The 26,006-nt window shown below is 42.1% G+C and carries 29 protein-coding genes, 1 pseudogene, 1 riboswitch and 1 other annotated feature; of the genes and pseudogenes, 11 read left to right on the top strand and 19 right to left on the bottom strand.

The window, feature by feature from the left end:
- Positions 1–168: 168 nt before the first annotated feature.
- Positions 169–480 (top strand): PepSY domain-containing protein, encoded by a 312-nt coding sequence (locus EV207_RS13390; RefSeq protein ID WP_132746657.1) that lies wholly within the window; start codon positions 169–171, stop codon positions 478–480.
- Between the two features lie 31 nt (positions 481–511).
- On the opposite strand, the gene EV207_RS13385 is transcribed toward EV207_RS13390, so the two are convergent.
- The 3 genes and pseudogenes from EV207_RS13385 to trmB form a co-directional block, all read right to left on the bottom strand.
- A complete protein-coding gene (locus tag EV207_RS13385; RefSeq protein WP_132746656.1) occupies positions 512–1,063 on the bottom strand; it encodes a hypothetical protein in 552 nt (183 codons plus the stop codon).
- A 76-nt stretch (positions 1,064–1,139) separates the two neighbouring features.
- Positions 1,140–1,987: pseudogene (locus tag EV207_RS13380) on the bottom strand (YtnP family quorum-quenching lactonase).
- A 131-nt stretch (positions 1,988–2,118) separates the two neighbouring features.
- Positions 2,119–2,760 (bottom strand): tRNA (guanosine(46)-N7)-methyltransferase TrmB, encoded by a 642-nt coding sequence (trmB, locus tag EV207_RS13375; protein ID WP_132746664.1) that lies wholly within the window; start codon positions 2,758–2,760, stop codon positions 2,119–2,121.
- Between the two features lie 143 nt (positions 2,761–2,903).
- Here trmB and EV207_RS13370 point away from each other — a divergent pair, with 143 nt between their 5' ends.
- Positions 2,904–3,173 carry a YtzH-like family protein gene (locus EV207_RS13370; RefSeq protein WP_132746655.1) on the top strand — a complete coding sequence of 90 codons (270 nt, stop codon included), beginning with the start codon at positions 2,904–2,906 and terminating at the stop codon, positions 3,171–3,173.
- Here EV207_RS13370 and EV207_RS13365 read toward each other — a convergent pair.
- Positions 3,165–3,971 carry a phosphotransferase family protein gene (locus EV207_RS13365; RefSeq protein WP_132746663.1) on the bottom strand — a complete coding sequence of 269 codons (807 nt, stop codon included), beginning with the start codon at positions 3,969–3,971 and terminating at the stop codon, positions 3,165–3,167. The two genes, EV207_RS13370 and EV207_RS13365, sit on opposite strands and share 9 nt — an antisense overlap.
- A 324-nt stretch (positions 3,972–4,295) precedes the next feature.
- Positions 4,296–4,865, bottom strand: coding sequence for an RNA 2',3'-cyclic phosphodiesterase (gene thpR / locus EV207_RS13360; RefSeq protein WP_132746654.1), 570 nt, complete (start codon positions 4,863–4,865; stop codon positions 4,296–4,298).
- Between the two features lie 84 nt (positions 4,866–4,949).
- Here thpR and cysK point away from each other — a divergent pair, with 84 nt between their 5' ends.
- Positions 4,950–5,879 carry a cysteine synthase A gene (gene cysK, locus EV207_RS13355; RefSeq protein WP_132746653.1) on the top strand — a complete coding sequence of 310 codons (930 nt, stop codon included), beginning with the start codon at positions 4,950–4,952 and terminating at the stop codon, positions 5,877–5,879.
- 37 nt (positions 5,880–5,916) lie between these two features.
- Here cysK and EV207_RS13350 read toward each other — a convergent pair whose 3' ends face one another.
- Positions 5,917–7,116 (bottom strand): MFS transporter, encoded by a 1,200-nt coding sequence (locus EV207_RS13350; RefSeq protein ID WP_132746652.1) that lies wholly within the window; start codon positions 7,114–7,116, stop codon positions 5,917–5,919.
- 285 nt (positions 7,117–7,401) lie between these two features.
- Here EV207_RS13350 and EV207_RS13345 point away from each other — a divergent pair, with 285 nt between their 5' ends.
- Positions 7,402–7,620 carry a DeoR family transcriptional regulator gene (locus tag EV207_RS13345; protein WP_132746651.1) on the top strand — a complete coding sequence of 73 codons (219 nt, stop codon included), beginning with the start codon at positions 7,402–7,404 and terminating at the stop codon, positions 7,618–7,620.
- Positions 7,621–7,826: 206 nt separating this feature from the next.
- Here EV207_RS13345 and EV207_RS13340 read toward each other — a convergent pair whose 3' ends face one another.
- Complete coding sequence (locus EV207_RS13340) at positions 7,827–8,471, bottom strand: PRC-barrel domain-containing protein (protein ID WP_132746650.1); 645 nt, start codon at positions 8,469–8,471, stop codon at positions 7,827–7,829.
- Positions 8,472–8,525: 54 nt separating this feature from the next.
- Positions 8,526–9,242, bottom strand: coding sequence for a pseudouridine synthase (locus EV207_RS13335; RefSeq protein ID WP_132746649.1), 717 nt, complete (start codon positions 9,240–9,242; stop codon positions 8,526–8,528).
- Between the two features lie 78 nt (positions 9,243–9,320).
- Here EV207_RS13335 and EV207_RS13330 point away from each other — a divergent pair, with 78 nt between their 5' ends.
- Together EV207_RS13330 and EV207_RS23280 are read left to right on the top strand one after the other, a co-directional pair.
- Positions 9,321–9,749, top strand: coding sequence for a DUF6884 domain-containing protein (locus EV207_RS13330; RefSeq protein ID WP_132746648.1), 429 nt, complete (start codon positions 9,321–9,323; stop codon positions 9,747–9,749).
- Between the two features lie 276 nt (positions 9,750–10,025).
- Entirely contained in the window at positions 10,026–10,628 is a 603-nt protein-coding gene (locus tag EV207_RS23280) for a hypothetical protein (protein WP_207902954.1), read from the top strand.
- Between the two features lie 74 nt (positions 10,629–10,702).
- On the opposite strand, the gene EV207_RS13320 is transcribed toward EV207_RS23280, so the two are convergent.
- From EV207_RS13320 to leuS, 5 genes are all read right to left on the bottom strand, one after another.
- The gene (locus tag EV207_RS13320; protein WP_132746647.1) at positions 10,703–12,334 is read right to left on the bottom strand and encodes a putative polysaccharide biosynthesis protein; all 1,632 of its coding nucleotides are present in this window, start codon (positions 12,332–12,334) and stop codon (positions 10,703–10,705) included.
- A 129-nt stretch (positions 12,335–12,463) separates the two neighbouring features.
- Positions 12,464–12,646: a sporulation protein Cse60 gene (locus tag EV207_RS13315; RefSeq protein ID WP_132746646.1), complete on the bottom strand. Its 183-nt coding sequence runs from the start codon at positions 12,644–12,646 to the stop codon at positions 12,464–12,466.
- 85 nt (positions 12,647–12,731) lie between these two features.
- Positions 12,732–13,079 (bottom strand): rhodanese-like domain-containing protein, encoded by a 348-nt coding sequence (locus tag EV207_RS13310; protein ID WP_132746645.1) that lies wholly within the window; start codon positions 13,077–13,079, stop codon positions 12,732–12,734.
- A 10-nt stretch (positions 13,080–13,089) separates the two neighbouring features.
- On the bottom strand, positions 13,090–13,398 hold the full coding sequence (locus tag EV207_RS13305) for a rhodanese-like domain-containing protein (RefSeq protein WP_132746644.1): 309 nt from the start codon (positions 13,396–13,398) through the stop codon (positions 13,090–13,092).
- A 157-nt stretch (positions 13,399–13,555) separates the two neighbouring features.
- Positions 13,556–15,979: a leucine--tRNA ligase gene (gene leuS, locus EV207_RS13300; protein WP_132746643.1), complete on the bottom strand. Its 2,424-nt coding sequence runs from the start codon at positions 15,977–15,979 to the stop codon at positions 13,556–13,558.
- A gap of 58 nt (positions 15,980–16,037) precedes the next feature.
- Positions 16,038–16,278: a binding site (T-box leader), on the bottom strand.
- Between the two features lie 259 nt (positions 16,279–16,537).
- On the opposite strand from leuS, the gene mnmM reads away from it, so the two are divergent.
- Positions 16,538–17,107 (top strand): tRNA 5-(aminomethyl)-2-thiouridylate-methyltransferase MnmM, encoded by a 570-nt coding sequence (gene mnmM, locus EV207_RS13295; RefSeq protein WP_132746642.1) that lies wholly within the window; start codon positions 16,538–16,540, stop codon positions 17,105–17,107.
- A 334-nt stretch (positions 17,108–17,441) separates the two neighbouring features.
- Here the strand turns inward: mnmM and EV207_RS13290 are convergent, their stop codons facing one another.
- Together EV207_RS13290 and EV207_RS13285 are read right to left on the bottom strand one after the other, a co-directional pair.
- Complete coding sequence (locus EV207_RS13290; protein ID WP_207902953.1) at positions 17,442–18,506, bottom strand: tetraprenyl-beta-curcumene synthase family protein; 1,065 nt, start codon at positions 18,504–18,506, stop codon at positions 17,442–17,444.
- Positions 18,503–19,306, bottom strand: coding sequence for an alpha/beta fold hydrolase (locus EV207_RS13285; protein ID WP_132746641.1), 804 nt, complete (start codon positions 19,304–19,306; stop codon positions 18,503–18,505). Before EV207_RS13285 ends, EV207_RS13290 begins: the two co-directional genes overlap by 4 nt.
- A 138-nt stretch (positions 19,307–19,444) precedes the next feature.
- Between EV207_RS13285 and EV207_RS13280 the strand changes: the two genes are divergently transcribed.
- Positions 19,445–19,969, top strand: a complete 525-nt coding sequence (locus tag EV207_RS13280) for a gamma carbonic anhydrase (protein ID WP_132746640.1) — start codon at positions 19,445–19,447, stop codon at positions 19,967–19,969.
- Positions 19,970–20,036: 67 nt separating this feature from the next.
- Here EV207_RS13280 and metK read toward each other — a convergent pair whose 3' ends face one another.
- A complete protein-coding gene (metK, locus tag EV207_RS13275; protein ID WP_132746639.1) occupies positions 20,037–21,236 on the bottom strand; it encodes a methionine adenosyltransferase in 1,200 nt (399 codons plus the stop codon).
- 130 nt (positions 21,237–21,366) lie between these two features.
- Positions 21,367–21,459: riboswitch (SAM riboswitch) on the bottom strand.
- Between the two features lie 230 nt (positions 21,460–21,689).
- On the opposite strand from metK, the gene pckA reads away from it, so the two are divergent.
- Positions 21,690–23,267 carry a phosphoenolpyruvate carboxykinase (ATP) gene (gene pckA, locus EV207_RS13270; protein ID WP_132746638.1) on the top strand — a complete coding sequence of 526 codons (1,578 nt, stop codon included), beginning with the start codon at positions 21,690–21,692 and terminating at the stop codon, positions 23,265–23,267.
- A gap of 118 nt (positions 23,268–23,385) precedes the next feature.
- Here pckA and ytkD read toward each other — a convergent pair whose 3' ends face one another.
- Both ytkD and EV207_RS13260 read right to left on the bottom strand, forming a co-directional pair.
- Positions 23,386–23,880: an RNA deprotection pyrophosphohydrolase gene (gene ytkD / locus EV207_RS13265; RefSeq protein WP_132746637.1), complete on the bottom strand. Its 495-nt coding sequence runs from the start codon at positions 23,878–23,880 to the stop codon at positions 23,386–23,388.
- 239 nt (positions 23,881–24,119) lie between these two features.
- On the bottom strand, positions 24,120–24,299 hold the full coding sequence (locus tag EV207_RS13260; protein ID WP_132746636.1) for a hypothetical protein: 180 nt from the start codon (positions 24,297–24,299) through the stop codon (positions 24,120–24,122).
- Positions 24,300–24,499: 200 nt separating this feature from the next.
- Here EV207_RS13260 and EV207_RS13255 point away from each other — a divergent pair, with 200 nt between their 5' ends.
- Positions 24,500–24,829 carry a hydrolase gene (locus EV207_RS13255; RefSeq protein WP_132746635.1) on the top strand — a complete coding sequence of 110 codons (330 nt, stop codon included), beginning with the start codon at positions 24,500–24,502 and terminating at the stop codon, positions 24,827–24,829.
- 116 nt (positions 24,830–24,945) lie between these two features.
- Here EV207_RS13255 and EV207_RS13250 read toward each other — a convergent pair whose 3' ends face one another.
- On the bottom strand, positions 24,946–25,251 hold the full coding sequence (locus tag EV207_RS13250) for a hypothetical protein (RefSeq protein ID WP_132746634.1): 306 nt from the start codon (positions 25,249–25,251) through the stop codon (positions 24,946–24,948).
- Between the two features lie 246 nt (positions 25,252–25,497).
- Here EV207_RS13250 and EV207_RS13245 point away from each other — a divergent pair, with 246 nt between their 5' ends.
- A complete protein-coding gene (locus EV207_RS13245; protein ID WP_132746633.1) occupies positions 25,498–25,947 on the top strand; it encodes an Hsp20/alpha crystallin family protein in 450 nt (149 codons plus the stop codon).
- Positions 25,948–26,006: the final 59 nt, after the last annotated feature.

Raw genomic sequence — 26,006 nt, 5'->3', positions numbered from 1 at the left:
GCAGTGAATTTCGCAATCCTTTTCCCAATAGAGGAACGAAAAGTATGGTTTCGGACTTAAATCTCGTTTCATCTCGTAGGTATGAATAAATCAGGTTATTGTATACTTTAATAAGAATGTATTTTATTAGAGTACTTACATAACCCAAAAAAGAAAGGGTGGCGCCATATGAAGTTGAGGGAGATTGCCTGCGGATTTGCGGCAGGACTTGCCGGGGGATATTTATTGCAAAAGGCTTTTAACAACAAGCGATTAAGCTCTGAACAGGCACTTCAGCATGTCAAGAAAGCGGCAAAGGGGATTTTAGATATTGACGGTGCCTGGATTTATCTTTCATCCCAAGACATGAATAAAAATGGCCTTTCTTATAAGGTTTATAAAGGCGGGCTTACAGCCAAAGATGAACAGAACATTCATCATTATGATTTTATCGTCGATGCCTCGACAGGAACAGTTCTGGAGCTGTCTGAACAAAGTTAGAAAAACCTTGCCAACGGCAAGGTTTTTCTAATTATTTATTTGGGTCGTCAATAAGATTATTATCAAGTTTGTAGCCCAATACGGAATATCTGTATTTGTACCAAATGAAAATGAAAATGGCAGGAATAATTATAATAAGTGCCAATATTCCAAGGATGGGGCCTAATTCAAGCGATACCTTTGAATTATACTTGTTCTGATAATCCTTTAGGACACCTACATTGTTGACATCACCCAAGGTTAATACCTGATCGATCTTCGGTGCATAAAAAACGAATTCCTTCCAGTCTTTATAAAAAATATAATCTCTGACTGTCTTAAATGTTGCCACAGCCGCAATGACTTTATTCACTTCAACATCCTTGCCGTTCTTTTTTACCTTAATCGGTTTGTCCAGATTAAAGGTTTTAACATGCTGAAGATCTAAGGTTCCTTTTTTGTAGTCATAATGTGCCGTTTTGTACTGCTTATCCATAACTTTGTGCATCTTTGCTTTATCGGTCGAGGCAGCCCCTGCAAATCCGATAATGCCAAAAAAGACCATACATGCCGCTGTAAACATTGCCATTATTTTTTTTGCCATCTTTTTCCCTCCCGACTTTTATCATATCATATTATTAGTCAAAGAATAGCGAAAATTTAATTTTTAAAACATCCTTTTAAAGTTGCCGTTTTACTTCATCCATAACCTTTCCGTTTTGATCCCATTTCATCGCTCTAAATTGGCCGTCATGGTAAAAGGTAAACCAAGCGTTATTGTCTAAGCCGTATGGCAGCCATTTTTGCTTTTCACGAATAGAATCCATCGGATAATCATCATAAGCCAGAACCCACAGCACGTTTTGGTGGGCATGTGTCGGCATGATGTCTGCCATATGAACCGCGAGTTCACCTTTGCTTTCAATGGTTATAACAGCGTGTCCGTTGCTATGCCCCCCCCGTATGGTGCATTGTAATTCCATTTAGAATTTCTTTATTATCCTGGTACGTATGAATTTGCTTAACAACGGGCTTCCAGTTTTGTTCCCAATATGTATTCTTTGATCGAATATTAGGCTCTCTCATTTCATCCCATTCGATTTGGTTTACCCATACGACAGCGTTTTCAAATGCAGGCACAAGCTTGCCTTCCGCCCACTTAGATAAGCCCGTCACATGGTCAAAGTGCAGATGGGTCATCATCACAATATCAATATCCTTCGTTGTAAGACCCATATCACCGAGACTGTCATCAATGCGGCTCTCCTCTGCAACACCGTAATTCCTCTTTTGTTTGTCAGTTAATTTATTATTCCCAATGCCTGCTTCAATAAGAATATTTCTTACTCTTCCCTTGAATAAGAATTGGATCTGTCCTCAATTCAATTTGATTCTTATCATTGACGGGATATTTCTTAGACCATAAGGGCTTCGGGACAACACCAAACATGGCACCGCCATCAAGATAGGTGACACCGCCGTCAAGCCACGTTAATGTGTACTCACCTACTTTTAATTGTTCAAGCATAGCCACTCTCTCCCTTCATATTTCTTTATAAGCCAATTTTATCACAAATGGACAAAAACGTTAATTCCCAATGTTGTGAATATTCCACTTAAAGAAAGGCATCAAGAGTTTGATGCCAACGATTTTAGGAACTATTTCCCAAATATTGCCTCACAGCGATAAATTCTATGCCCCATATCAGAAAACTTCTTTTCATACTCTGTCAAGACATTCAGGGGAAAATCTGACTTGTGCAGGTCGAGGCTCAAATTATCTAGGGTAAGCCCATAACGGGAAAAACTTTCAAGCGAATATTCGAAAAGCCCCTGGTTATCTGTTTTTAAATTTAACCTGCCGCCTTTTTCTAAAACAAATTCATATTGCGCTAAGAAAGTATGATAAGTCAAACGGCGTTTTTCATGGCGATTTTTCGGCCAAGGATCAGAGAAATTCAAATAGAGTTCACTAATTTCGCTTTCCGCAAAAAAATCAGCCAGTTCACGTGCGTCGACGTTTAACAGTCTAACGTTATCAAGTGAGAGGTCCAAACATTTTTCAAGCGCAGAAACAATCACACTATCATGCATTTCGATCCCAATAAAATTGCTGTCAGGATGCGCCTTGGCCATTTCAGTGATAAACCCGCCCTTTCCCGTACCGATTTCTAAATGGATCGGGTGGTTATTTTCAAAAATCTGATGCCATTCACCATAATGTTTTGTTGGGTTTGTTACTACAATATTTGGATATTCGGCTAATTTATCTTTTGCCCACGGTTTATGACGGACCCGCATGGTTTCACTTCCTTTATTTTTCTTCAAATCGGATTTTATCATGAATAGACACAAAACTGAAGGTTCTAAGTTAAAATGAATGAGCCGCTCATAAAAAAGCCTCATCCGTTAATCCTATATAAAAAGGAAAGGATGTGGCTTTCTTGGTTTTATCTCATCAGCATCAAATGAATTTAATCCGTGATATCATTAATTCTCATCAATCGGATGGTACCGCCCGGTTAGCGGAATTTGAACAGCTTTACCGCAGTGCCAATTCCCTTATAACCCAACAGCAGGCGAATCACCAATTAAATCAAACCTTACAGTCCATTTCGAGTTACAGTGAACAAGCCATGAATTTGAATACGTATGACGGACACCTGCAAAATAATAAAAACAACTTTCAAGGCTGGCTTGATACCTTACAATAGGTCATTGCTAAAACGGTCTATTGAATATTGATTCAAACTCATCAGGTCTTTTTCAAACTGATGAGCTTCTTTTATTTGTCCATGGTCCTGATGCCAAAACATCAGGGTAAGTGTCTGCGAAAGCATATACCAATGCATGCGAAGCCTTAGATAATCTGTCAGAGGCCAGCCATAATAGGCAAGCCAACGCTCCCAATCCTTCTCATCCACATACCAATATAACATCAAAGCTAGGTCCAAGGCGGGATCTGCAATGACCGCTTGATCCCAGTCAACGAGATACAAATGATCCGCATGGTCGATGATCCAATTATTATGATTAATGTCTGCGTGGCACACCATCTTATCAGGAAAATCCGCATGGTCAGCTGTGAGCCTCAAAAAAGACAGTGCCTCTTGTACAGGCGATTGTTCCGGTCTTTTACAGTGATTTATTTCCAGCTCTTTAAGGATCCCAGATGGTGTCTTTGGCTCTTTCCCAAGCCGTGACAGCATAAAGACCAGGGGCTCGGAAGAATGTATTTTTTTTAAAAGCTTGGCTACCTGCTTGGATGTCATATCCTCTGAATTCAACTCGCGGCCATTCAGCCACTGCTGTGCTGTGAGAACATCTCCGTTAGCAAGTCTTTTTGTCCAAAGCAGCTTTGGGACAAAGCCTTCCGCCGAAAGGACAGCGAGAAAAGGCGAAGAATTTCGTTTTAAAAAGATTTTTTCATCAGCGGATTGAGCAATGTAAGCTTCACCGGTCATACCTCCGGCCGAGGAAATTACCCAATCATCACTATCGAAGAATTGCATCAAGACAGGTCACCCTTTTGTTGGTTAATCAGAAAGTAAATGCGCTCCTCCGCTTCGCTTCGTCGCAAGGCAACGCAGAAGAGGTGGCAGGCAGTAGCCTTTCTGACGCACATAAGTGCGGGCTAAGCCTCTGGCTACGCCTTTTAAAAGGCTTGCCAAACGGCAAGTTTTCTTTAATAAAAAATACAAACGTATAATAAGAGCGTCACTTTTTAGCATATCACGTTTTACACTTTATTCAAATCTTTATGATGTACGACGTTAAATCCAGCTGGTATTTTGAAAGGCATTTAACAAGCTGCGCCATTCATTCTCCACTTTCTATTAGATATTCAATAGAAACGGAAATTCTGCAACCGGTTTATACCTTGGCGTCTCACGCGGATTAACCTTGTATAATACAAGTCGGTCCGCTGTCCATGTCTTCCCTGATTCGGAAAGCGTTTCTTTAAATTCGTCAATGGTTTGCGGTCTTGCGCCTGACCACTTTTTGGCTATGGTGACATGTGGATGATACGGACGCTGATCAAGGTTGAATCCCATCGCTTCAATTTCTCTAAAGATCGTGCTGTGGAACCTATATAATAGATTATCGGCTTCTATATGTCCGAATATAACACGCGGTCTCTCTTTATGGCCAAATGACTCAATCCCCTTTAATTGAATTGAAAACTCAGGACATTCATTAGCCGCACGCGTCATAGCCGCTTTCACTTGTTCAATTTTATCTTTTGATGCAGCACCAAGAAAAAGACAGGTAATGTGGTAATCCTGTGAATCCGACCAATATTGATATTGAAAGCTTTCTTTCAATTTAACTGACCAATTCCTTAACTGCTGTCTGACATCAGACGGCAGTGGTAAAGCTAAAAAAAAGTGGGGGTCATTAGCCATGTTTTATTACCAACTTTCTTGATAGGATTTATTGATCATTCTTGTTATAATAAAAGTGGATTAACTTAAAAAGGAAGTGTCCGAATGAGTAAAGTTGTTAATAGTATAGCTGAATTAATCGGAAATACACCACTCGTTAGATTAAACAAGCTCCCGGATCCAAATGGTGCTGCCGTGTATGCTAAATTGGAATATTTTAATCCCAGCCGCAGTGTCAAAGACCGTGCTGCTTATAACATGATTCAGGAAGCGGAGAAGGCTGGACTTTTAAAAAAAGGATCGACAATTATTGAACCGACGTCAGGCAACACTGGCATAGGCCTGGCAATGAACTCAGCGGCCAGGGGCTACAAGGCGATTATTGTCATGCCCGACACGATGACACAAGAACGGATCAATTTATTAAAAGCGTACGGTGCTGAGGTTGTTCTAACCCCCGGCGATGACAAAATGCCTGGAGCCATTGAAAAAGCCAAGGCATTAGCAAAAGATATACCAAACAGCTTCATCCCCATGCAATTTGAAAACAATGCCAACCCGGATGCTCACAGGAAATCAACGGCTTTGGAAATTATCGAAGGTCTAAAACAATTGAATAAACCGATTAAAGCCTTTGTCTCCACTGCTGGTACGGGTGGTACGGTTACCGGAACCGGCGAAACATTGAAGGAGGCATACCCTGATATGACCATTCATATTGCTGAACCTGCAGGAAGCCCGGTCTTATCCGGCGGGAAACCAGGAAGGCATAAGCTTGTCGGAACGAGCCCAGGCTTCATCCCTTCAATCCTTAACCTTAATATTGCTGACGAAATTATTCAAATTACAGATGATGAGGCGTGTGATACAACAAGGCGTCTAGCACGTGAGGAAGGACTCCTGGTTGGACCATCTTCAGGGGCCTCAGTCTATACCGGGCTGCAGGTAGCAAAACGTTTTACACCGAATGACATTGTTGTTTGCATGACAAACGACACGGGTGAACGCTATCTCTCAGGTGATTTATTTAGCTAAAAAGAGTATGGGCGGCAGCTAAGCTGCCCATTTTTAATTAAAGAGCCTCAGCTCTCCCGACTATCGTTTCCCGTTTTTCCATTTTCATAATAACTCCCAGCAAACATACCCCTGCAAAGGTCATAACCCCGTAAAAAAGATATACCGCAGATATATTGAAAGCATCCAATAACAACCCGCCAAAGAACACACAAAACCAGTTGCCCAAACCCGTTCCCGCCGCAGAATAAAGACTGACAGCCGTAGCAGTTACTTCATCTGGGGAAATATGTTTAACATAACTTAAGGCAGCAGGAATAAACAGCCCTACTGAAAACCCTTGAGCAATTGTTGAGACATAAACCAGCATCACATCGGGTTCCAGAAAATAAAAAAACCATCGCAAACAAGAGACCAAAGCGGCGAGAAGGGTGACAAGCAGAAACCCCCGTTTTCGAATCCAAGGACCGCAAAGCCGCATAAAAGGGGCTTCAGTTCCTGCCGCTACCAAAAAGGCGGCCCCTATGCCAACGATGGATCCGCCAAGTTGACCAATCAATAGACCAAAATAGACGTTATTGCCTTGCACTGGACCAAAAATTAGAAAAGTGGCAAAAATAAACAAAACAAACTTTGGAATTTTCATCAGATCCCTTAACCCGGAACGCAAATCAACCTGAAATTCTCCGCCGCTATCAGGCATTTTTCTTACTAATAATGCACCGGTTAACAGCGAAAAGGCCAAACAAATAAAAATGACTTTAAGCCCCGTCCATTCTGATATTTTCCCCATAAAAAATGCTGAAAAAGCAAAGCCTAAGGCTCCCCACAATCGAATAGAGCCATAATCCGCTCTGATCTTCTGGGTATAGCTTACTGAAATACTATCAGAAATCGGGATAATCGCACTTTGGAAAACGGCGAGAAAGCCAGCAATGAATAATAACCACAGGTAATCATTTGCTAAAAGATATAGCATACCTACAAGTCCTGTTAATATTAATGTTGCGGTCAGCACAGTTTTTGGCTTTCGTGTATAATCACAGATCAAACCCCAAATCGGCTGTAAAAGCAGTGTGATGACCGGCCCTATTGACATTATCGTACCGATTTCCGTGCCAGACAAATGGAGCTCCTGATCAAAATAAACGCTTAATAAAGGGAACACGCCCCCAATCCCACAAAATACGAAAAAGTAATATATGGATAAATGCCTTGTTGTCCTATTTTTCAAGCAAACCCCTCGTTTTCTAGTCATTTTTTCAATGGTATATATTATATTAACTTCTTCCTTTGGTCAATCACAATGGAACAAAATGTCATTTTAGAACTGAAAGTATTGACTTTTAGACAGAAATATGTATCATATAAATTGTAGAATTAAAAACATTTCTTTTTCTAAAACCCCATATAACATAACGTTAGTCATCCGTAAATTTGCAGTTAGAAAGAGGAATGGCTTGTCACGCTGACTCTTGGAGATAGCTTTTGCTTTTTTGTGAAAAGGGACGATATTTGTGATAATACGTTAGGGAGTGGTAATTTGAATCCTTCAACTGATCGTATGTTGAATCGGGTAAAAGCCATTTACTTATTTATTCGTAGAAAAGGAACAGTCACAACCCAGGACCTTGTTGAAGAATTTGACATGACACAGCGAACGATACAGAGGGACCTTAATATACTCACATACAATAAACTAGTCAGAAGTCCCAGCCGCGGCAGATGGACAATAACCAATAGAAAAGTTAAAGTATCGTAAAGAAAACTCGCCGATTGGCGAGCCTTTGGTGAAGACAGAGGCGTAGTTGCGACGCACAGGACGTGCTAGTACTGGCGTTGTAACAGGATGTTACGCCTTTAGCCAGTGCACTTATGTGCGTCAGAAAGTTATACTTTCTGATTAACTAAAGAAGAGGGTGTTCTCAAAAGCTAAGCTTTGGGAACACCCTCCTTAAGATTACTTTGTTATTGTTTTTCGTCGAGATCCCCTTCGGAATCTAATAAATACTTATCTGCAGGTTCTTTCACAATTAGTGGCTCCGGATACCATTTAACAATAGCACTAGCCGGTAAGTATTTCATTCCCTCACCGACCAATCTCTCCCAAAACCCTTCTGAGATTTTCAATCCCTTTATTGCTTTTTGATCGATATCTATCATGATGTCCTTGACTTTGCCTATTTGTTGATCTTCTTCGGAAGTTAACCGGCGCCGAATAAGATCAGAAACTGATATAAGCTGATCTTTTACCGCTCCCTCACCTTTGACACTGCCTTTATAATGAATCTTTGAGTCTTCAATTATGGCCGCCTTGGCGTCGATGAAAAAGTATTGGACATGCTTTTTTGGTTCCCTCGGAAGCCCTTCTGACTGAGGTAGGCTGCCAACTGTGCCTGTGACACTTGATCCCATCGCTTCAACCATTTCAAATGATTTGTCCGTGTAGGATTCACGGTTCTCAGCAGATTCTCTTTTTTGCTCTTCATAGACAAAATTCGCAAGCGTTCCAGATTCGCCATCAAACAAAATATCAGAAAGCTCATGAGAATCCTCATCAGAATTAAAAAAAACAAGCGGATATTTCTTTAATTCGTTAAAAGAAATAAGCATGTGATCAAGACCTCCTCTATAGGATATAAAGGATATTCCCCAATACTATTGGCTTCAAACCTTGTGGGCTGTCAATGTTGTTATTTCCTCAGATGATAAGGCACGGTACGCCCCAGGGGCTAATAATGGATCTAGCTGAAGCGACCCCATTTTCAAACGCTTTAAATCAATCACCCTTTTGTCAACCGCCTGAAACATCCGTTTGATTTGGTGAAACTTCCCTTCCATAATCGTTATTTCAATGTCTGATATATTATCTGATTTGAGAATGGTTAACTGTGCCGGCAAGGCTTTATAGCCATCATCAAGAACAATTCCTTTGTTAAATATTTCAATGTCCCTATCTGTTACCCGTCCGTCAACCTTAGCGTAATATGTTTTTTTTACATGGTGTTTTGGTGACAGCAAATAATGAGCCAAACTGCCATCATTGGTGATCAATATAAGCCCCTCGGTGTCTTTATCAAGCCGGCCCACCGGGAACAGTTTCGGCCGCTGATCACTGCTGTTCAGTAAATCCATTACTGTCTTTTGCTTTGCATCCTCTGTCGCAGTTATCACACCCTTGGGTTTATTCATCATAAAATAAGCAAATACTTGGTATATCACTTGTTCATTATTAACAAAAATCGCATCTTTATCAGGATCTACATGCTGCTTAGGATCTTTTGCCATTTTCTCGTTAATCTTGACGTGACCCTTTTTCAAAAGTTGTTTGACGTCCTTTCTGCTTCCATATCCCATATTGGCAAGACATTTATCAACGCGCATAAAAAATATTCCTTTCATGAAAAGTAATTACTCCAAAGTTTATTAACAAAGGTACAATAGTCTTAGGAGGTAATGACTATGAGCGAAAAGATTGGTTTGCTGGCAACTTCCCGGCGAAAGGGTGATGAAGAGGCACCCGTTGTAGAATTTTATAAAAGCCCCTTATTTATTAAAGCTTTGCAGTATGCTCATAAAAATTATGATCGTTTTTACTTTTATAATGCCAAAGATGGGCTGTTATTGCCAGACCAAATGATGGCACCTTATGATGTCTCCATTCAAACCTTTTCAATATCCCAAAAAAGACACTGGGGAAAAAAAGTCATTGAATCCTTTTCAACATACGAAATCGTAAAGGATAAGATCATCTACCTCCATGGCGGACGTGTGTATCGGCAATTTTTAGAGCCGGAGCTTTCAAAACACGGATTCTATTACGAAGTCCCGCTTAAAGGACTCGGAATAGGGAAACAGTTAAAATGGTATGAAAACGAACTGAATAAATAGAGAAAACGCTGCAGGAAATGTCGTAATATTGTCCGAGGACCGCAGCGGATCCATTTAATCCAAATACATATAGTTAAGCGAGCGCTTCTGGCCCTTCCAAGCGCTATTTCCCGATCCACGGGCACGAAAAGCCTTCCTCTGCATTTATTTAAATGAAATTGAGAAGCATTCGAGGAAACCTTTGGTATTTAATTGGGCGCCACCTCAGCAAACATAATGAATCTATCCTACATAAACTGTTGTGAAAGGACGACAACCTTTGTTAGGAGGAAAGACATGGTTTTTCGACAACGACAGCAGCCCACACAATCCATGCCATTTAGGCAAGTTGATACGGGGAGTTTTTACCCATTTTCTCAGGGACAAGGAATGGGCACAGGGGGAAGCAGTTATCCATTCATGCCAAGCGGCGGCACCCAGGGCGGCATGAGCGGCTTTCCATTCATGCCTGGCGGCGGCACTCAAGGCGGATCCTCCGGCCAGGGCGGCGGAGCCGGCCAAGGCGGCATGAGCGGCTTCCCATTCATGCCCGGCGGCGGCACTCAAGGTGGATCCTCCGGCCAAGGCGGCATGAGCGGCTTTCCATTCATGCCTGGCGGCGGCACTCAAGGCGGATCCTCCGGCCAAGGCGGCATGAGCAGCTTTCCATTCATGCCCGGCGGCGGCACTCAAGGCGGAAGCTCTGGCCAGGACGGTAGCTCTGGTTACTCGGGAAGTCAAGGATCAACTTATTTTAACCAAAGACTTCAGAAGGTTGAACAATATATGTACAATCAAAACCGCACCTTAACCAATTTTGATAATCGAATAAAGCGCATAGAAAAAAGATTAGGCATGTCATCACCATCATCTGGGCGATATGAAGGCAATCCATTCTAAAAAAACCGGGCATTTGCCCGGTTTTTCATTGGTAAATCAGAAAGTATAACTTTCTGACGCACATAAGTGCGAGCTTACTTCATAAATCTATTCAAAAAAGGAATGCGCTTTCCGAGGACCTGCTTCAGCAAGCCGGACCGGAGTGACAGGAACCCATACACGCCACCGCCGACGACAACACTTAAAATTGAGACAATAATCGCATGCCATATTGATTTTGGAATTGAGCCGCCGCTAATCATTAATACAAGTTTTACGACTATTAGCATCACAGCTGTAAAGATTAATATAAGCAGGAAGCGCTTTGCTATAAAGCCAAAACGGTATCCTGTTTGTTTCTTCATCGCAATAAGATTAATAGCGATGGAAACGATAAATCCAATATCTGTGGCTATAATCGGTCCTTTCATATCAAACAAAATAATAGTGATTGGATTTAAAATGAGTTTTAACAAAAGACCCACCAGTAAACTTAAGATCGTCACTTTTTGGCGGTCGATCCCCTGCAAAATGGATGCTGTCACCGAGAATAAGGCAAACAATAAAGCTGTCGGTGCATACCACCTAAGGATATGCCCCCCGATCATCAAATCAGTATCAACGTTGTAAAGCATGCCAAAAACCATATATCCTAAAATGGACAAGCCCGCTGCTGCGGGAATTGTTAAAAACAATACAAATTGCAAAGCCTGTGTGATCTTTCTATGCAGATCAGCCTTATTGCCCTCGGAAAAAGAAGCCGTTAATGATGGAACGACACTTAAAGCCAACGCTGTAGCCAAAGAAACCGGAATCATCACAAGCTTTTGGTCATTCATAAAAAGACTTGCGGTGATGTTAACTATATCCTTTTTGCTGAACTCTTCATGAAACGTCGACAAAAAGTAAATTAATGTCGATTGATCAACAGCCTGGTACAAAGGAATGGCAATGCCGACAGCCACAAAAGGGATGGCATAGGCAATTAACTCACGGTACATTTTTGGAAGCGATATATCATGGTGGACAGTGCTCCCAGCCACCATTTCATCCAGATGCCGTTTTCGTTTGATCCAATATCTTCCTAAAACATAAAACCCTGCAACAGCACCGACAAAAGCTCCGAACGTCGCCAATGCAGCCGCCGTGGTTGGTGTGCCGTCAAAAACTTTTATAACAGCGAATGATCCAATGAGAATAAAAGCGACACGGGCAATTTGTTCTACGACTTGAGACAATGCTGTCGGACCCATGGATTGAAAGCCCTGAAAATAACCTCTGATTAAACTCATAGCCGGGACAATGGCAAGCGCCATGCTCACCACCCGGATGACTAGGACGACATCGGAGAAATTATTACCCCGCATATCCTCTCCGCCGCTGAGTGATAAACTGGCAATCGCCGGCGCAAAAATGAATAGAATCAAAAAGCCCAACAGCCCAGTTATTGTCATAACAACTAATCCTGATTTAAATAGCTTTCTGCCGGTTTGATAGTCACCCAGGGCATTATATTTTGACACAAATTTGGATACAGCAAGCGGTATGCCGAGCGTTGAAATACTTAAGATTATTTGATAAGGGGTAAAGGCAAAGCTATAAAGAAAAACACCCGTCGGCCCTACTAGTGCATTAAAAGGTATAACGAACAACAAACCGAGAAATTTCGACACAAAAATTGCGACAGATAAAATCAGCGTCCCTCTAATCAACTGGGATCCTGCCATGTTATGTACAACTCCTACAATGGGAAAAAAGTCGTTTGGTTTTTACATCCCTAAAAAATGATGTCACACACGTGTTTTAATCTATTGTATTGTATCACATTCATCAAAAAAAGAAATTATCCTGTAAAATTAAGTCTCATATAAAATCATTGCGGAAAAACAAAAAATCGTGCCGGATTCCGGCTCTGGAGCAACCGCCACCTGATATTGAATTTGCTTCAAATCTGATGGTTCAATTGTTTCCAAAAACAGGTTCACTTCATCCTCCAAATCCTTTTCATGCTCCTCGTCAAAAATTTTGATTTTCAGCAAAAAGACACCTCCCTGACTTCTTATATACGTTCAGAGAGATGCCCGATCCTCTATCTATTATTGTCGACAGGTGACTAGTTTTCGATTAAATCATCGTATAATAGCAACCGCCGGTTGTATGGCTATGCTTTTTCATTATTCGTGCAGCAGATCTCGCAGCCCTTTGGTTATCTGTAATTAGAACAACCATTCTGTTGCATATGGCCTTATCCTTTGTTGATCTTTTTAAATAGGATAGCGGAATATTTTCAGCGCCCTTAACCGGTTCATTATGTGACGTGATAAAATCTCGGATATCAATTAGACAATGCTTGCTTTTGTCCAAACATTCTATTGGCAATTTCTTAAGACCCAGCCGTTTTACCCTCTGCCCCCTGAAAACTAAGCCAGCTATAGCTATCACAATGATGAGAATGGAAATAGTCGTTGTCATTATCCCGCGGCTATTCCACTTCACCTTGCCATTTTAGCATACCGCCAACCATGTTCTTCACGGTAAAACCTTTTTCCTGAAGAAACTCAGCTGCTTTTTCGCTGCGGCGTCCTGAACGGCAAACCAATATATGTTCTTTAGAAGCGTCAAGCTCATCTAATCGGTCTGGAATTTCTGAGAGGCGAATATGTTTGGCGTTTGGGATCTTACCGATTATGACTTCTTCATTTTCCCGCACATCCACTACACAAATATCCTCATTGCCTTTCAACCTGTCATTTAATTGTTCCGGACGTATGATTTCAATCATTTCGCACATTTTGACTTTGCCACCCCATTTTATTCTGATACCTCAATTTTCATGTCCCTAAATAAAAAAGTCAAGCATCGCGAACCCATATGGAGATATTTACAAGCCGACTTATTTGAAAAAAATTCACAATTAAAGGAGTACCCTATGGCACTCCTTCATCATGTTACTTTGCAACTATATTAACAAGTTTTCCTGGAACGACGATGACCTTTCTGATCGTCAAGCCTTCAAGCCTTTCTTTGACACTTATATCATTCATAGCCTGATCTTCTAATTGCTCTTTCGTGATGTCCTTGGAGGCAGTTAGTTTGGCGCGGACTTTACCGTTAATTTGGACAACAACTTCCACTTGCTGTTGTTCAAGCTTAGCTTCATCAAAGATCGGCCAGGTTTCAAGACTGACCGGCGCCTTATTACCCATAATCGACCATATTTCTTCGGTCATGTGGGGTGCAACTGGTGATAACAGCTTTACAAAGCTTTCAGCCATTTCTTTTGGCAGGGATTCCTTTTTATAGGCTTCATTTATGAAGACCATAAGCTGTGATATACCCGTATTAAATCTTAGATGTTCAAAGTCATCCGTCACTTTTTTAACTGTTTGATGATAGACCCTCTCAAAAGCTTGATCTAGCTTGGCTTCAGTGGAAATCTTGGACTGTAAGACGCCGTCTTCAGTAACGAACAACCGCCAGACGCGGTCTAGGAACCGGCGGGAACCGTCAAGTCCTTCTTCTGACCAGGCGATCGCCGCATCCAATGGGCCCATGAACATCTCGTATAAGCGAAGCGTATCAGCTCCGTGAGACGTCACAATCTCATCCGGGTTGACAACATTCCCTTTCGACTTGCTCATTTTCTCGTTATTTTCACCCAAAATCATACCCTGATTGAATAGATGCTGGAACGGTTCCTTCGTATGCACAATGCCAAGATCATAAAGGACTTTATGCCAGAACCGCGCATACAACAAATGAAGGACAGCATGTTCCTGACCGCCAATGTAAATGTCGACAGGCAGCCATTTCGCTAGCAATTCCGGGTCGGCAAGCCGTTCCTTATTTTTCGGATCAATGTAGCGAAGATAATACCAGCAGCTCCCCGCCCATTGCGGCATCGTGTTGGTTTCACGGCGGCCTTTCTTTCCAGTGACGGGATCCACTACATTAACCCAATCGTCAATGTTGGCAAGCGGTGATTCACCTGTGCCCGATGGCTTAATTTCATTGGTGCGCGGCAATTCAAGCGGCAGTTCATCTTCAGGTACCGGCACCATCGTTCCATCTTCAAGGTGGATGATCGGAATCGGTTCACCCCAATAGCGCTGGCGGCTGAACAGCCAATCCCTCAATCTGTAAGTTATTTTTCTTTCCCCGGCACCATGTTCCACGAGCCATTCAATCATCTTATTTATGGCTTCATTTTTTTCCATGCCATTAAGGAATTCCGAGTTAACATGCCGGCCGTCATCTGTATACGGGCCTTGCGTTAGATCACCGCCCGCTACAACTTCGACAATCGGCAAGTTGAATTTGTCGGCAAATTCATAATCGCGTTCATCATGTCCAGGAACAGCCATTATTGCCCCAGAGCCATATGTGATCAGAACATAGTCGGCAATCCAAATCGGCAGTTTCTCGCCATTAACGGGATTAACGGCATAAGCACCTGTAAATACACCGGTTTTTTCTTTAGAAAGCTCGGTCCGTTCCAAATCACTTTTGCTTGCGATTTCTTTCCGATAGGTTGCCACAGCCGCTTCCTGTTCCTTTGTCATGATTTTGTCGACTAGTTTGTGTTCAGGTGCTAAGACGGCATAGGTCGCACCAAAAAGGGTATCGGGTCTTGTCGAGAATACAGTAATCTGTTCGTCCTGGTGGCCATCAATTGAAAATGTAATATCCGCGCCTTCAGATTTTCCAATCCAATTCCGCTGCATATCCTTTATGCTCTCAGGCCAGTCAAGGTCGTGAAGATCATCAAGGAGTCTTTCCGCATAGGCTGTAATCTTCAGCATCCATTGTCTCATCGGCTTCCTTACGACGGGATGGCCGCCCCGTTCGCTTTTGCCATCAATGACCTCCTCATTGGCTAGAACCGTCCCAAGCGCCGGACACCAATTGACAGGCACTTCATCAAGATAAGCCAAGCCTTTTTCATACAGCTTAAGAAAAATCCATTGCGTCCATTTGTAATATTCCGGATCTGTCGTGTTAATTTCACGATCCCAATCATAAGAAAAACCAAGGGATTTAACCTGACGTTTGAACGTCTCAATATTTTGCTGCGTAAACTCGCGCGGATCATTCCCGGTATCTAAGGCATATTGTTCCGCAGGGAGACCAAATGCGTCCCAGCCGATTGGATGCAGGACTTCAAAGCCTTGCATCCGTCTCATTCGTGAAATGATATCGGTTGCTGTATAGCCTTCAGGATGGCCTACGTGCAGCCCAGCACCGGATGGGTACGGGAACATATCCAATGCATAGAACTTATCCTTTTTTGATGATTCGTCTGTTTTAAATGTTTTGTTTTCTTCCCAATAATTCTGCCATTTATCCTCAATGCGTTTATGATTATACGGCATGGGACCCCCTCCTTTATCGTTGCCAAAAATTAAAAAACCTCCCGCCCTTAACGCTAATGTTAGGGACGAGAGGTTGGTCACATATTTTATGATCATTCCCGCGGTACCACCCATAATTAATGCTCATAAAAGCAGCATTCACTTATTGGCACCTTAACGCGGTCTAACGTCAGTAACTACTGAATCTTTCATCACTGATGCTCAAAAGGCGAGTTCACAATCCGTTATTGCTGACTTCCACCAGCCGTCAGCTCTCTCAAAACAACTAAATTGCTACTGTTCCTTATCATTGCATTTAAATATATAGTTAATATTTTATGAAATTCATGGCAAAATGTCAACGTTTCTATCATTCTAACTCATATTAGGCGATTTTATACTTTCATTCGTTTTATCGAAGCCTTTATCAAAGAGGCTTCCTTTATACAGGAAGGCTCTTTCCATTTAACGCTTTTGTCAGGTTCTATCAATCATGCTAAAATTTCTAAAGAAAACATTGTCTAAAAAGGGGCTTGCTATGATCACGAAAACTCTATCTATATATTTTGGTGATGTCGTATGAAAGGTGTTATTGAATTTGCACACGAGCTGCTTAAGGAGATCCTTCTCGAGGGGGATCTTGCTGTGGATGGTACACTTGGAAACGGGCATGACACATTATTCCTTGCCAAAGCGGTTAGTCCAAGTGGAAAGGTCTACGGATTTGATATCCAAGAGACGGCGATCAAGCGGACAAGAGAAAGACTTGACGCTACCGGAAAAAGCGATGACTCAGTGACGCTGATCCATGCCAGTCATCACAGGCTTTCAGACTATGTCCCGCCACATGGCATAAAAGCCGCCATTTTCAACCTCGGGTATTTACCCCGCGGCAACAAGAAAATCGTTACAAAACACGAGACAACGATAGCTGCTTTAACCGCATTGCAGCCCAGAATGGAGATCCGCGGCCGGATTGCCGTTGTTGTTTATCCCGGACATCCTGAAGGAAAGGATGAAGCGGACGTACTCATCCCTTACTTTAAGAATATAGACCAAACAAAGTGGGATGTTACCAAATATGAGATGTTAAATCAGGTTAACGATCCGCCATTTTTAATTGTAATGGAAAAAAGACAAGGGAGTTGATCCCTTGTCTCTTTTTATACTTTAAGAATGTTTAAGTTCAAAGTTCCGTTATTCGGGCTTTCAAGAGGTCATTTGTATGGATTTTGGACAAATACCGGAATCTGAGTCCTATAATAAATGAGCGCAGCCCTTAATCAGACTGTCATTCCGCTATTTCGGGCAAAATGCTGTATTTGATGATCGCATCGGACTTTGATGAAAAGGCGGAATAAAGTATACGAATCATGCTCCTTTCGCTTCGCTTTGTCGCAAGGCAGCAGAGATGAGTATTCAGACAGAAGCCTTGCAACTAAGGATTTTGCCATTAAAAGCTTGGCGATAAGCCAAGTTTTCTTTATAACCCAGGTTTTAATCGGCGGTATAACCAGCCGTTAATGAAAAAGAACATGCCCGAACCACCAGCCCTTTTCATAATCTTCCGGGAAAGCGCCCTAACGTGGGCCTGGCTTGCTACCTTTTTGTCTGCCAAATAGATGCCGAGCAGACCTCTATTAATCATTTTATGGAAGCTTTTATCAGGAAGTGTTGAAATGCTTTCATCAGCTTGTTCGATGAAATGATTAAAACGTGAGATCATCATGTCATCATTATCATAATAAAAGCAGAAATTAAGATCCCCGCCTTCTCTGTCCTCTTCCTGGTCAATAAAATAATCTAATAAAATATGTAAGCCTTGGACCCACGGAAAATAGCCGTCCTTCAATACAGCCACAAGTTGTCCCATGTCACGGCGCGTTGCTGCATAGGATGCAATACAGAAAATGCCTAAGGTCGAACCAGAACAAGCGGAAAATTCATACCAGCTCATTTCAGGCAGCTTGTCCTGATGGTTACGGAACCACTCCTGTAATCGCGGCACCCTCTGATCTTGTTTGACATGCTTGTGGACTTGCAAGTCACAATAAAACCCTGCCAGCTCATGCAAAGCGGGCTGGATGACCGGAAGTGATGGCAGCGTTGCAAGGAAGCTTTGACAAGTCTCTACCAATGCTTCAAGATAGCCCCCGTCTGATGTCACGTCACGATATCGGTAGTAATTTTCAAGCTTTGCTCCAGGAGTCAGCGCATGCAGCATAGCATCATGCAAGGCGCGAAAATCTTCGGGATCAAGTGATACACTGCGATCACACAAATTATCAAGATAATCGCTGATTGTTTGATACGCGACAATGAAACGAATCACATCTTTATAATGATCCTGGGCAATCAGACTGTAAATGGACCCGCCTTCGCAATGGAAGGTTTTCGATTCGATGCTTGCCAGCGCTTGACGTCTGAGCTCCTCATCTGGAATCGCAGACGCCATCTGTTTCCACTTGCCAAGTTCCTCATGAACACTTGGAAGCACCTTTCGATAAATTTTTGTCATCATACCCAGGGGTGTAGCTGGTACTTTCACTTATGTCGCCCTCCAAGCTGCAAAGGTTTAACAAACTTTAAAGCCTCCTGAAAAACATCTTCTCTTTCAGGCTCGTTAAACACCTCATGATAAAGATTTGGCCATTCTTTATATGCCTTATTTTCTATTGTAAGTGAATCAAACCATCTTTTGACTGAATTTTTTTCAACAATTTTATCGTCCCCGCCTTGTAAAATGAGCAGCGGGATGTTAGGTACGGCATCCAAACGTTCAAAGGCGAGCAGCATAGCCTTCTCTAACTCAAAATACCAGCGGGCAGATACCTTTTTTAACATAATCGTGTCTTTTGCATCTCTTCTTAACATATCAAGATTACGGGTAGCATTCATGTTATCCGCCGATTTCTTGGTAGGCACCAAGAAGCGGGGCATCGTACGGTTAAGAATAGCTCCCACAGCCCTTAACCATTTTGGTACAGGCACCTTAAGTCCGAGACATGGTGATGACAGCATAACACCTGTAACAAGCAGATCCCTTTCCTGCAGCGTTCGGATCACTGCAAGCCCTCCAAGGCTATGTCCGAGAATACATATTGGCAAACGGAATGCAGAGGCACGTTCCACCCAGGATTCAATCACATCAAGATACTCTTTAAAATTATCAATATGCCCCCTTATAGCAGCCTTCTCACCATGACCAGGCAAATCACCCATGACAACATGAAAGCCTGCATTCAGCCACTTCTCCCGAAGCCAATGATAGCGGCCAATATGTTCACCTGACCCATGAACGATAACGATAACGCCTAGAGGCTGCTGTTTTGTCTCCCATACCGCCATCACACGTCACCCTTCTTTTATGTATTCATTTGTATACATTTTTATATTTAATCTGAAAGTAGTATAATGTCATGTGGGTTAACCAAGAAGAAGTATCTCTTTATTATATTATACCAATGAAACCGGCGGTGAATGCAAATGATCTTACCTTATCATCACAAAATGCCCAAAATGTCTGACAGTGTTTTCATTGCACCAAATGCAGTGGTATCTGGCGATGTTGAAATCGGCGATGAATCAAGCATATGGTTTGGCACAGTAATCCGCGGCGATGTAGCCCCGACACGGATCGGCAATAGAGTTAATATTCAAGATTTAACGATGCTTCATCAGAGTCCAAATAACACTCTTCTTATAGAAGACGATGTCACGATTGGACATCAAGCAACGATACACAGCGCTGTATTAAGAAAAAATTGTTTGATTGGGATGGGCAGCCTTATTCTTGACGGCGCCGAAATTGGAGGAGGAGCTTTTATCGGTGCGGGGAGCCTAGTCCCCCCTGGGAAAGTCATCCCTCCAAATGTTTTGGCGTTCGGACGGCCTGCTAAAGTGGTCCGTCCCTTAAATGATCATGACTTAAAAGAAATGGCGCGGATTAGGCGGGAATACGTCGAAAAAGGCCAAGCCTACAAACAGGTCATCGAAAATCAAAAGCTATAAAAAGCATCACCAAATTTTAACAGGGACATGCAAGCATAAAAAAGCAGGGACATTTGTCCCTGCTTTTTTATGCTTCTTCTTTTAATTTATTTGCTTTATCAGTACGTTCCCATGGAAGATCAACATCGGTACGGCCAAAGTGACCATAAGCCGCTGTTTTTTTATAAATTGGTTTTCTGAGATCAAGCATTTTAATGATGCCTGCAGGGCGAAGATCAAAATGTCCGCGCACAAGTTCAACAAGACGTTCTTCCGAAACTTCACCTGTACCAAAGGTATCTACAGAAATGGAAACAGGCTGCGCAACACCGATCGCATAGGCGAGCTGGACTTCGCATTTTTCTGCCAGCCCGGCAGCGACAATATTTTTGGCCACATAACGGGCAGCGTATGCTGCAGAGCGGTCAACTTTTGTTGCATCCTTGCCGGAAAATGCTCCGCCGCCGTGACGGGCATAGCCTCCGTAAGTATCCACGATGATTTTGCGCCCGGTCAGCCCAGCGTCGCCTTGCGGCCCGCCAATAACAAAACGGCCTGTTGGATTAATAAAATATTTTGTGTTCTCATCGATGAGATTATCCGGAACAATTGGTTTAATGACTTTCTTAATCATATCTTCTTTAATTTGGTCCAGCGTGATTTCCGGGTGATGCTGTGTCGAGATGACGATCGTATCGACACGTTCTGGTTTGCCATTTTCATCATACTCAACTGTGACCTGAGTCTTGCCATCAGGTCTTAAATAAGGAACCGTCTCATTCTTCCTTACTTCGGCAAGCCTTCTCGAAAGCTTATGTGCGAGTGAAATCGGCAATGGCATTAACTCAGGCGTTTCACTTACTGCAAAGCCAAACATTAAACCTTGGTCACCTGCGCCAATCGCTTCAATTTCATCATCCGTCATTTGCCCTTCCCGAGCCTCAAGAGCTTGGTTAACACCTTGAGCGATGTCCGGTGATTGCTCATCAATTGACGTAAGGACAGCACACGTTTCGGAGTCAAATCCATATTTTGCCCTGTCATACCCGATCTCCTTAACTGTCTCACGGACCACCTTAGGTATATCAACATACGTTGAGGTCGTGATCTCACCGGCTACTAAAACCAAACCCGTGTTGACACTTGTCTCACAAGCTACCCGTGCGTTCGGGTCATTTTTAATAATCTCATCCAAAATTGCGTCCGAAATTTGGTCGCAAATTTTATCAGGATGGCCTTCTGTGACAGATTCAGATGTGAATAGTCGTCTAGAATTTGTTTTCGTCATCCCAATATCCTCCTTCATATTTATATATTAAATTATTATAACGGTACTCATTTCCCACGTTTTTGGTTAACTTAGATAGCATGAAAAAAGCCCTTTCCAAGTATGGATAAGGACAGTTAGCTTCACGTGCCTCTTATCTTGCAGGTTAGCACCGCTGCACCTAAAAAAGGTGCCGGTTGCCGGGTTTCATCGGGCCTGTCCCTCCGCCTACTCGGGATAAGAGCAGCCGTTTTACAACTAAGAATAGCGCAAGAGAGCACTAACTGTCAATATAAAACAGACTGAATGAACGCTCAAATTTTTGTTAACATCATTAATTAGGAAAGGGTTTGTTTCATTCGATTGTTTTCTATAAAATAAGTCACAAATAGTATAGACTAAATAATAATATATGTTATACTATTTCTGAGTTGATTAGGACAGAAATAAACGAAAAAGGATGGTCGTTACCTTATGAAGACAATTTCCTTCACATCAAAAATGGATGACATCATTAAATCTGAACATTCTTATATGAACTTATCAGTATCACATTTAATTGAAAAATCAGTAGCAAAAGGTGAGGGGTTATTAACTGACTCAGGTTCCCTCTCTGCAAATACCGGAAAATATACAGGACGTTCGCCTAAAGACAAATTTGTTGTTAGAGAACAGGAATCGGAAAATATGATTGACTGGGATAGCAACCAACCCATTAATGAAGACGTTTTCGATAGGTTATACACCAAAGTGTTAGATTACCTAAAAGGCATTAATGAGCGCTATGTCTTTAAAGGGTTTGCCGGTGCGGATCCCGAATCACGCTTGCCATTGCAGGTCATTAATGAATACGCATGGCACAATTTATTTGCTCAGCAGCTTTTCATCCAGCCTTCCGCCGATGAATTGCAAAATCACAGCCCAGAATTTACCGTGATTTCTGCTCCGGGCTTCAAGGCAGATCCCGCCGTTGACGGCACAAATTCCGAGGCGTTCATTATCCTGTCTTTCAAGAAAAAAGTGGTCTTAATCGGCGGGACCAAATATGCCGGTGAGATGAAAAAATCCATTTTCACAGTTATGAACTACCTTTTGCCTAAAAAAGATATTTTGTCGATGCACTGTTCCGCCAACGTGGGACTTGAGGGTGATGTTGCTTTATTCTTCGGTCTTTCTGGTACAGGCAAAACAACGCTGTCAAACGATCCTAATCGCAAACTTATAGGTGATGATGAACACGGCTGGTCTGACAATGGTGTCTTCAATATTGAAGGCGGCTGTTATGCTAAAACGATCCATTTATCAAAAGAAAAAGAACCGCAAATCTGGAATGCCATCGGTTACGGCGCTGTTCTGGAAAATGTCGTTGTAAACGATACAACACGTGAACCAGATTACGATGATAACAGGTTAACCGAGAATACCAGAGCTGCCTATTCAATTGATAATGTTCCAAATGTTATCATGCCAAGCGTTGCGGGCCACCCGAACACGATTGTCTTTTTGACAGCCGATGCATTTGGTGTTCTGCCGCCAATCAGCAAATTAACAAAAGAACAGGCGATGTATCATTTCCTTTCCGGGTATACGAGCAAGCTTGCTGGAACAGAAAGAGGCGTCACAGCGCCTGAAGCTACCTTCTCGACATGTTTCGGCTCACCATTCCTGCCGCTCGCAGCCACGGTGTATGCCGAAATGCTGGGTAAAAAAATTGATGAGCACCAGGTTGACGTTTATCTCGTTAACACAGGCTGGACGGGCGGGCCGTACGGTGAAGGCGATAGAATCAATTTAAACTATACCAGAGCGATGGTGCAGGCTGCTCTTCAAGGTGAACTGCGTCATGAGGAAACAATGACGGATCCAATCTTTGGTCTCCATATGCCGCTTCATTGTCCAGGTGTACCTGACCATGTTCTGCAGCCAAACAAAACGTGGGAAAATCAAGAGGCTTACGAGGAAAAGGCTAAGCTGCTTGCAGAAAAATTCAAAGAAAACTTCAAAAAGTTTGATGATGTTTCTGAAAAAATAAAAGCCGCCGGCCCAAGATAAAGAAAACTTGCCGATTGGCAAGCCTTTAATAGGCGTAACTAGAGGCTTAGTTGCACTTATGTGCGTCAGAAAGTTATACTTTCTGATTAACTAAAAATAAACTTAAAGGCATCGCTGGTTATTCCGGCGATGCCTTTAAGTATTGCTTTTTAACTTGCTTCACACTGTGCGTTAGAACGTCATCCTTCATCATAAAACTGTATTTATCAATCCTTTTGATATCGCGGGGAATATCATGAACCAGCACCGGTCCATTTGTCTCTAAATAGTCATCTTTAACCTTAATCTGACTGATCGACGCATAATACACATTTTTTACAATTGAGCCGCTCTTGCCGTCTACCTTGTATTGTCCGATATAATATAAATCTAACACACTCGCTCCTGTCTCCTCATAAACCTCCCTCACCGCTGCTTCCTCAGCTGTTTCGCCCTCTTCTACTTTACCCCCTGGAAATTCCCAACCTCGTCTTGGGTGCCGGGTTAACAGCCATTGATTATGAAACCGGCAGATGATCCAAACGTGTTTTGGATCCTTTGAATAGGGGTGATCTGTAAAAGAAAAGGTCACTTCATTTTGATAATAATCTCTAAAAGTGTACGTATCATTCATACTAATAACTCCATCCTATGTGAGTGCCGTTCCTCTTTTTATTCGCGATAGGTCTATTTTAAAGAACTTCACCCTCTCTTGTCCAATACCACCCTAACCGTTTTAAAGAACATCATAGTTATAGTTATGGATAACTGGTCACAAATGTGAATGTTAAGGCCTTGCCAAATAGAAAAAAAAAAGCAACTTGGCGGCTGCCGGCCAAGTTGCTTTTTTTTTCCCGTGTTAATTAAGAAGGTTTACCCAATACCCGGTTCGTCTCTCCCTTGGTAGCGCTTCCATTCCTCTTCAAGCTCAGACAATGTTAAACTGTTGAGATGCTGTTCATTGTTTTCATTTTCCTCAAGAGTCATGAGGCAGCGGATCAAATGTTTTTTTCTGCTCTCAACAGCCATCCTTAATAAGTTTTTATGTTCCACAGCCGACACTCCACAATTGTTTTCTTTATCCATGGTCCTTAACAATGGGTTGGATTAGACGTAGTTTATGATGATTATTGTAAGTTATGAATAATCTAAATGATAGTTGCCAATTTGTAATAGAAATCAGCGGCCAGGATACAATATAGACATATAAAAAGTATAAGTGAGAATGCGGCACTTAAGAAGGGGCGGCGTAAATGAGCTATAAAAGGCGTTATTATATTACTGTTGGTTCGGGAGAGATTCTTCCTGAGCGGACCATGTCGGAGTGGGAATTCGAAATTGATGCATCTGAAGAAGAAGTCATGCAGCTGCAGTCAATGTTCGAGGAAGCTAATACGGATTCCTGGGAAGCCTATTGGCGCGCGCATATTCCTATTCTTCCATATCATCATGATGACTCCAATGATAAATACGACGATGACCTCGTTCTTATCTACCAAAAGCTATATGATCTGGGTACTCCTGAAACCAAGGAACATATTAAATCAATGGGTATTCTAAAAGAAGATGGTCAAAACAATTAAATTATTATTGAATATGTTTAAAAAATCTTCCTTAGGGAAAAATATAATCAACCCTAACCCCAACACACTTTCATCCTTATCCTGCCAACGAAAGATTTGGCAGGATCTTTTTTTCTTTAAGTTTCTTCAGACGTTTGATCAGCTGTTTGGGAATCAGAAAGACCCTGCAGCAAGGAAGGCAAAAATTGAGAGTCAGTTTCGGCAAGCATATCGATAAAGTCTGGATCGTTCAGCAACGCCCGGATCCCCTCAAGGTTATTGTTATCACCGGTAATACTCCCAAAACCCTGGTTCTGCTTTTTCTTGCTGTTAAAATGGCTTGGCTGGTTGTTGCCCATGTTCAAACAAGAAGCATCACTTATGGTTCCAACACGGATTTGCCCAATGAAAAAGGCCGGGGAAAATAAATGGCTCAAGGTCATATCCCTCCTTTGACAACGATTCAGAAAATAAAAGGCGGCGTCTTTATTGCTCACCCTTTTGCAAAGCTTGAATAAATTATAAGTAGGATAACTTAGCTATTGATATTAACATTTGATTGGATCACATAAATGCCACCAGACCCCCTCCAATGGAAAGGTCTTAATATAATGTTATTACTAATGAAATGAAATATTTCAGAGAATTATGGAGGTGGAAAAATGTTTCCTTTTTCAGGAGCAAATGATATGGATTCTTTTATGAATCGTCAATTCAAACAACCTTTTGCAGGGGGGTTACCCTTCAGCGGTGAAAACATACAAAAAATGGTGAACGATTCGATTGCAAACAGCATGCCTGATTTCCTAAAAAATAATAACCGCGGTGCCCCTTTTAATACTGGACCTGGACCAAAACAGCAGGCACCATCACACAATGTCTTTGAAACCCATGATATGGTCATAGCCCGTATCCCTGTTAATAATACAGCGGAGCAAGTCAGGCCTCGCATCCTTGTAGACAGCCATAAATTATATGTAAAAGGGTTAACGGACGAGGACGAGGGTCTGGACATCCCTTTACCGGCGCCTGTCAGGCCAAAGCAAACAAAAGCCGAATTTAGAAATGGCGTATTAGAGGTGATGATGCAAAAACGCGGACCAGAGCCATTGACTGAAATTAATATGAATGATATTTAAAGAAATACTTGCCGCTTAAGGCAGGTATTTTTTTAATGGATTTTACTCATAAAAAAAGC

This window comes from Scopulibacillus darangshiensis, from assembly GCF_004341035.1.
Classification (GTDB): Bacteria; Bacillota; Bacilli; order Bacillales; family Sporolactobacillaceae; genus Scopulibacillus; species Scopulibacillus darangshiensis.
Note: the sequence above shows the minus strand (reverse complement) of the source record. Positions and strands in the feature narration are given on the sequence as shown.

Excerpts from the sequence above, each read along its gene's own strand:
- EV207_RS13250 (WP_132746634.1), bottom strand. The coding sequence starts at position 25,251 with ATGACCTTGAGCCATTTATTTTCCCCGGCCTTTTTCATTGGGCAAATC.
- pckA (WP_132746638.1), top strand. The coding sequence starts at position 21,690 with ATGAAGACAATTTCCTTCACATCAAAAATGGATGACATCATTAAATCT.
- trmB (WP_132746664.1), bottom strand. The coding sequence starts at position 2,760 with ATGCGGGTCCGTCATAAACCGTGGGCAAAAGATAAATTAGCCGAATAT.
- mnmM (WP_132746642.1), top strand. The coding sequence starts at position 16,538 with ATGAAAGGTGTTATTGAATTTGCACACGAGCTGCTTAAGGAGATCCTT.
- EV207_RS13285 (WP_132746641.1), bottom strand. The coding sequence starts at position 19,306 with ATGGCGGTATGGGAGACAAAACAGCAGCCTCTAGGCGTTATCGTTATC.
- EV207_RS23280 (WP_207902954.1), top strand. The coding sequence starts at position 10,026 with ATGGTTTTTCGACAACGACAGCAGCCCACACAATCCATGCCATTTAGG.
- thpR (WP_132746654.1), bottom strand. The coding sequence starts at position 4,865 with ATGGCTAATGACCCCCACTTTTTTTTAGCTTTACCACTGCCGTCTGAT.
- EV207_RS13390 (WP_132746657.1), top strand. The coding sequence starts at position 169 with ATGAAGTTGAGGGAGATTGCCTGCGGATTTGCGGCAGGACTTGCCGGG.
- EV207_RS13245 (WP_132746633.1), top strand. The coding sequence starts at position 25,498 with ATGGATTCTTTTATGAATCGTCAATTCAAACAACCTTTTGCAGGGGGG.
- EV207_RS13335 (WP_132746649.1), bottom strand. The coding sequence starts at position 9,242 with ATGCGCGTTGATAAATGTCTTGCCAATATGGGATATGGAAGCAGAAAG.
- leuS (WP_132746643.1), bottom strand. The coding sequence starts at position 15,979 with ATGCCGTATAATCATAAACGCATTGAGGATAAATGGCAGAATTATTGG.
- EV207_RS13255 (WP_132746635.1), top strand. The coding sequence starts at position 24,500 with ATGAGCTATAAAAGGCGTTATTATATTACTGTTGGTTCGGGAGAGATT.
- EV207_RS13340 (WP_132746650.1), bottom strand. The coding sequence starts at position 8,471 with ATGCTTATTTCTTTTAACGAATTAAAGAAATATCCGCTTGTTTTTTTT.
- ytkD (WP_132746637.1), bottom strand. The coding sequence starts at position 23,880 with ATGAATGATACGTACACTTTTAGAGATTATTATCAAAATGAAGTGACC.
- EV207_RS13385 (WP_132746656.1), bottom strand. The coding sequence starts at position 1,063 with ATGGCAAAAAAAATAATGGCAATGTTTACAGCGGCATGTATGGTCTTT.
- EV207_RS13330 (WP_132746648.1), top strand. The coding sequence starts at position 9,321 with ATGAGCGAAAAGATTGGTTTGCTGGCAACTTCCCGGCGAAAGGGTGAT.
- EV207_RS13305 (WP_132746644.1), bottom strand. The coding sequence starts at position 13,398 with ATGTGCGAAATGATTGAAATCATACGTCCGGAACAATTAAATGACAGG.
- EV207_RS13310 (WP_132746645.1), bottom strand. The coding sequence starts at position 13,079 with ATGACAACGACTATTTCCATTCTCATCATTGTGATAGCTATAGCTGGC.
- EV207_RS13320 (WP_132746647.1), bottom strand. The coding sequence starts at position 12,334 with ATGGCAGGATCCCAGTTGATTAGAGGGACGCTGATTTTATCTGTCGCA.
- EV207_RS13280 (WP_132746640.1), top strand. The coding sequence starts at position 19,445 with ATGATCTTACCTTATCATCACAAAATGCCCAAAATGTCTGACAGTGTT.
- cysK (WP_132746653.1), top strand. The coding sequence starts at position 4,950 with ATGAGTAAAGTTGTTAATAGTATAGCTGAATTAATCGGAAATACACCA.
- EV207_RS13365 (WP_132746663.1), bottom strand. The coding sequence starts at position 3,971 with ATGCAATTCTTCGATAGTGATGATTGGGTAATTTCCTCGGCCGGAGGT.
- EV207_RS13350 (WP_132746652.1), bottom strand. The coding sequence starts at position 7,116 with ATGACTAGAAAACGAGGGGTTTGCTTGAAAAATAGGACAACAAGGCAT.
- metK (WP_132746639.1), bottom strand. The coding sequence starts at position 21,236 with ATGACGAAAACAAATTCTAGACGACTATTCACATCTGAATCTGTCACA.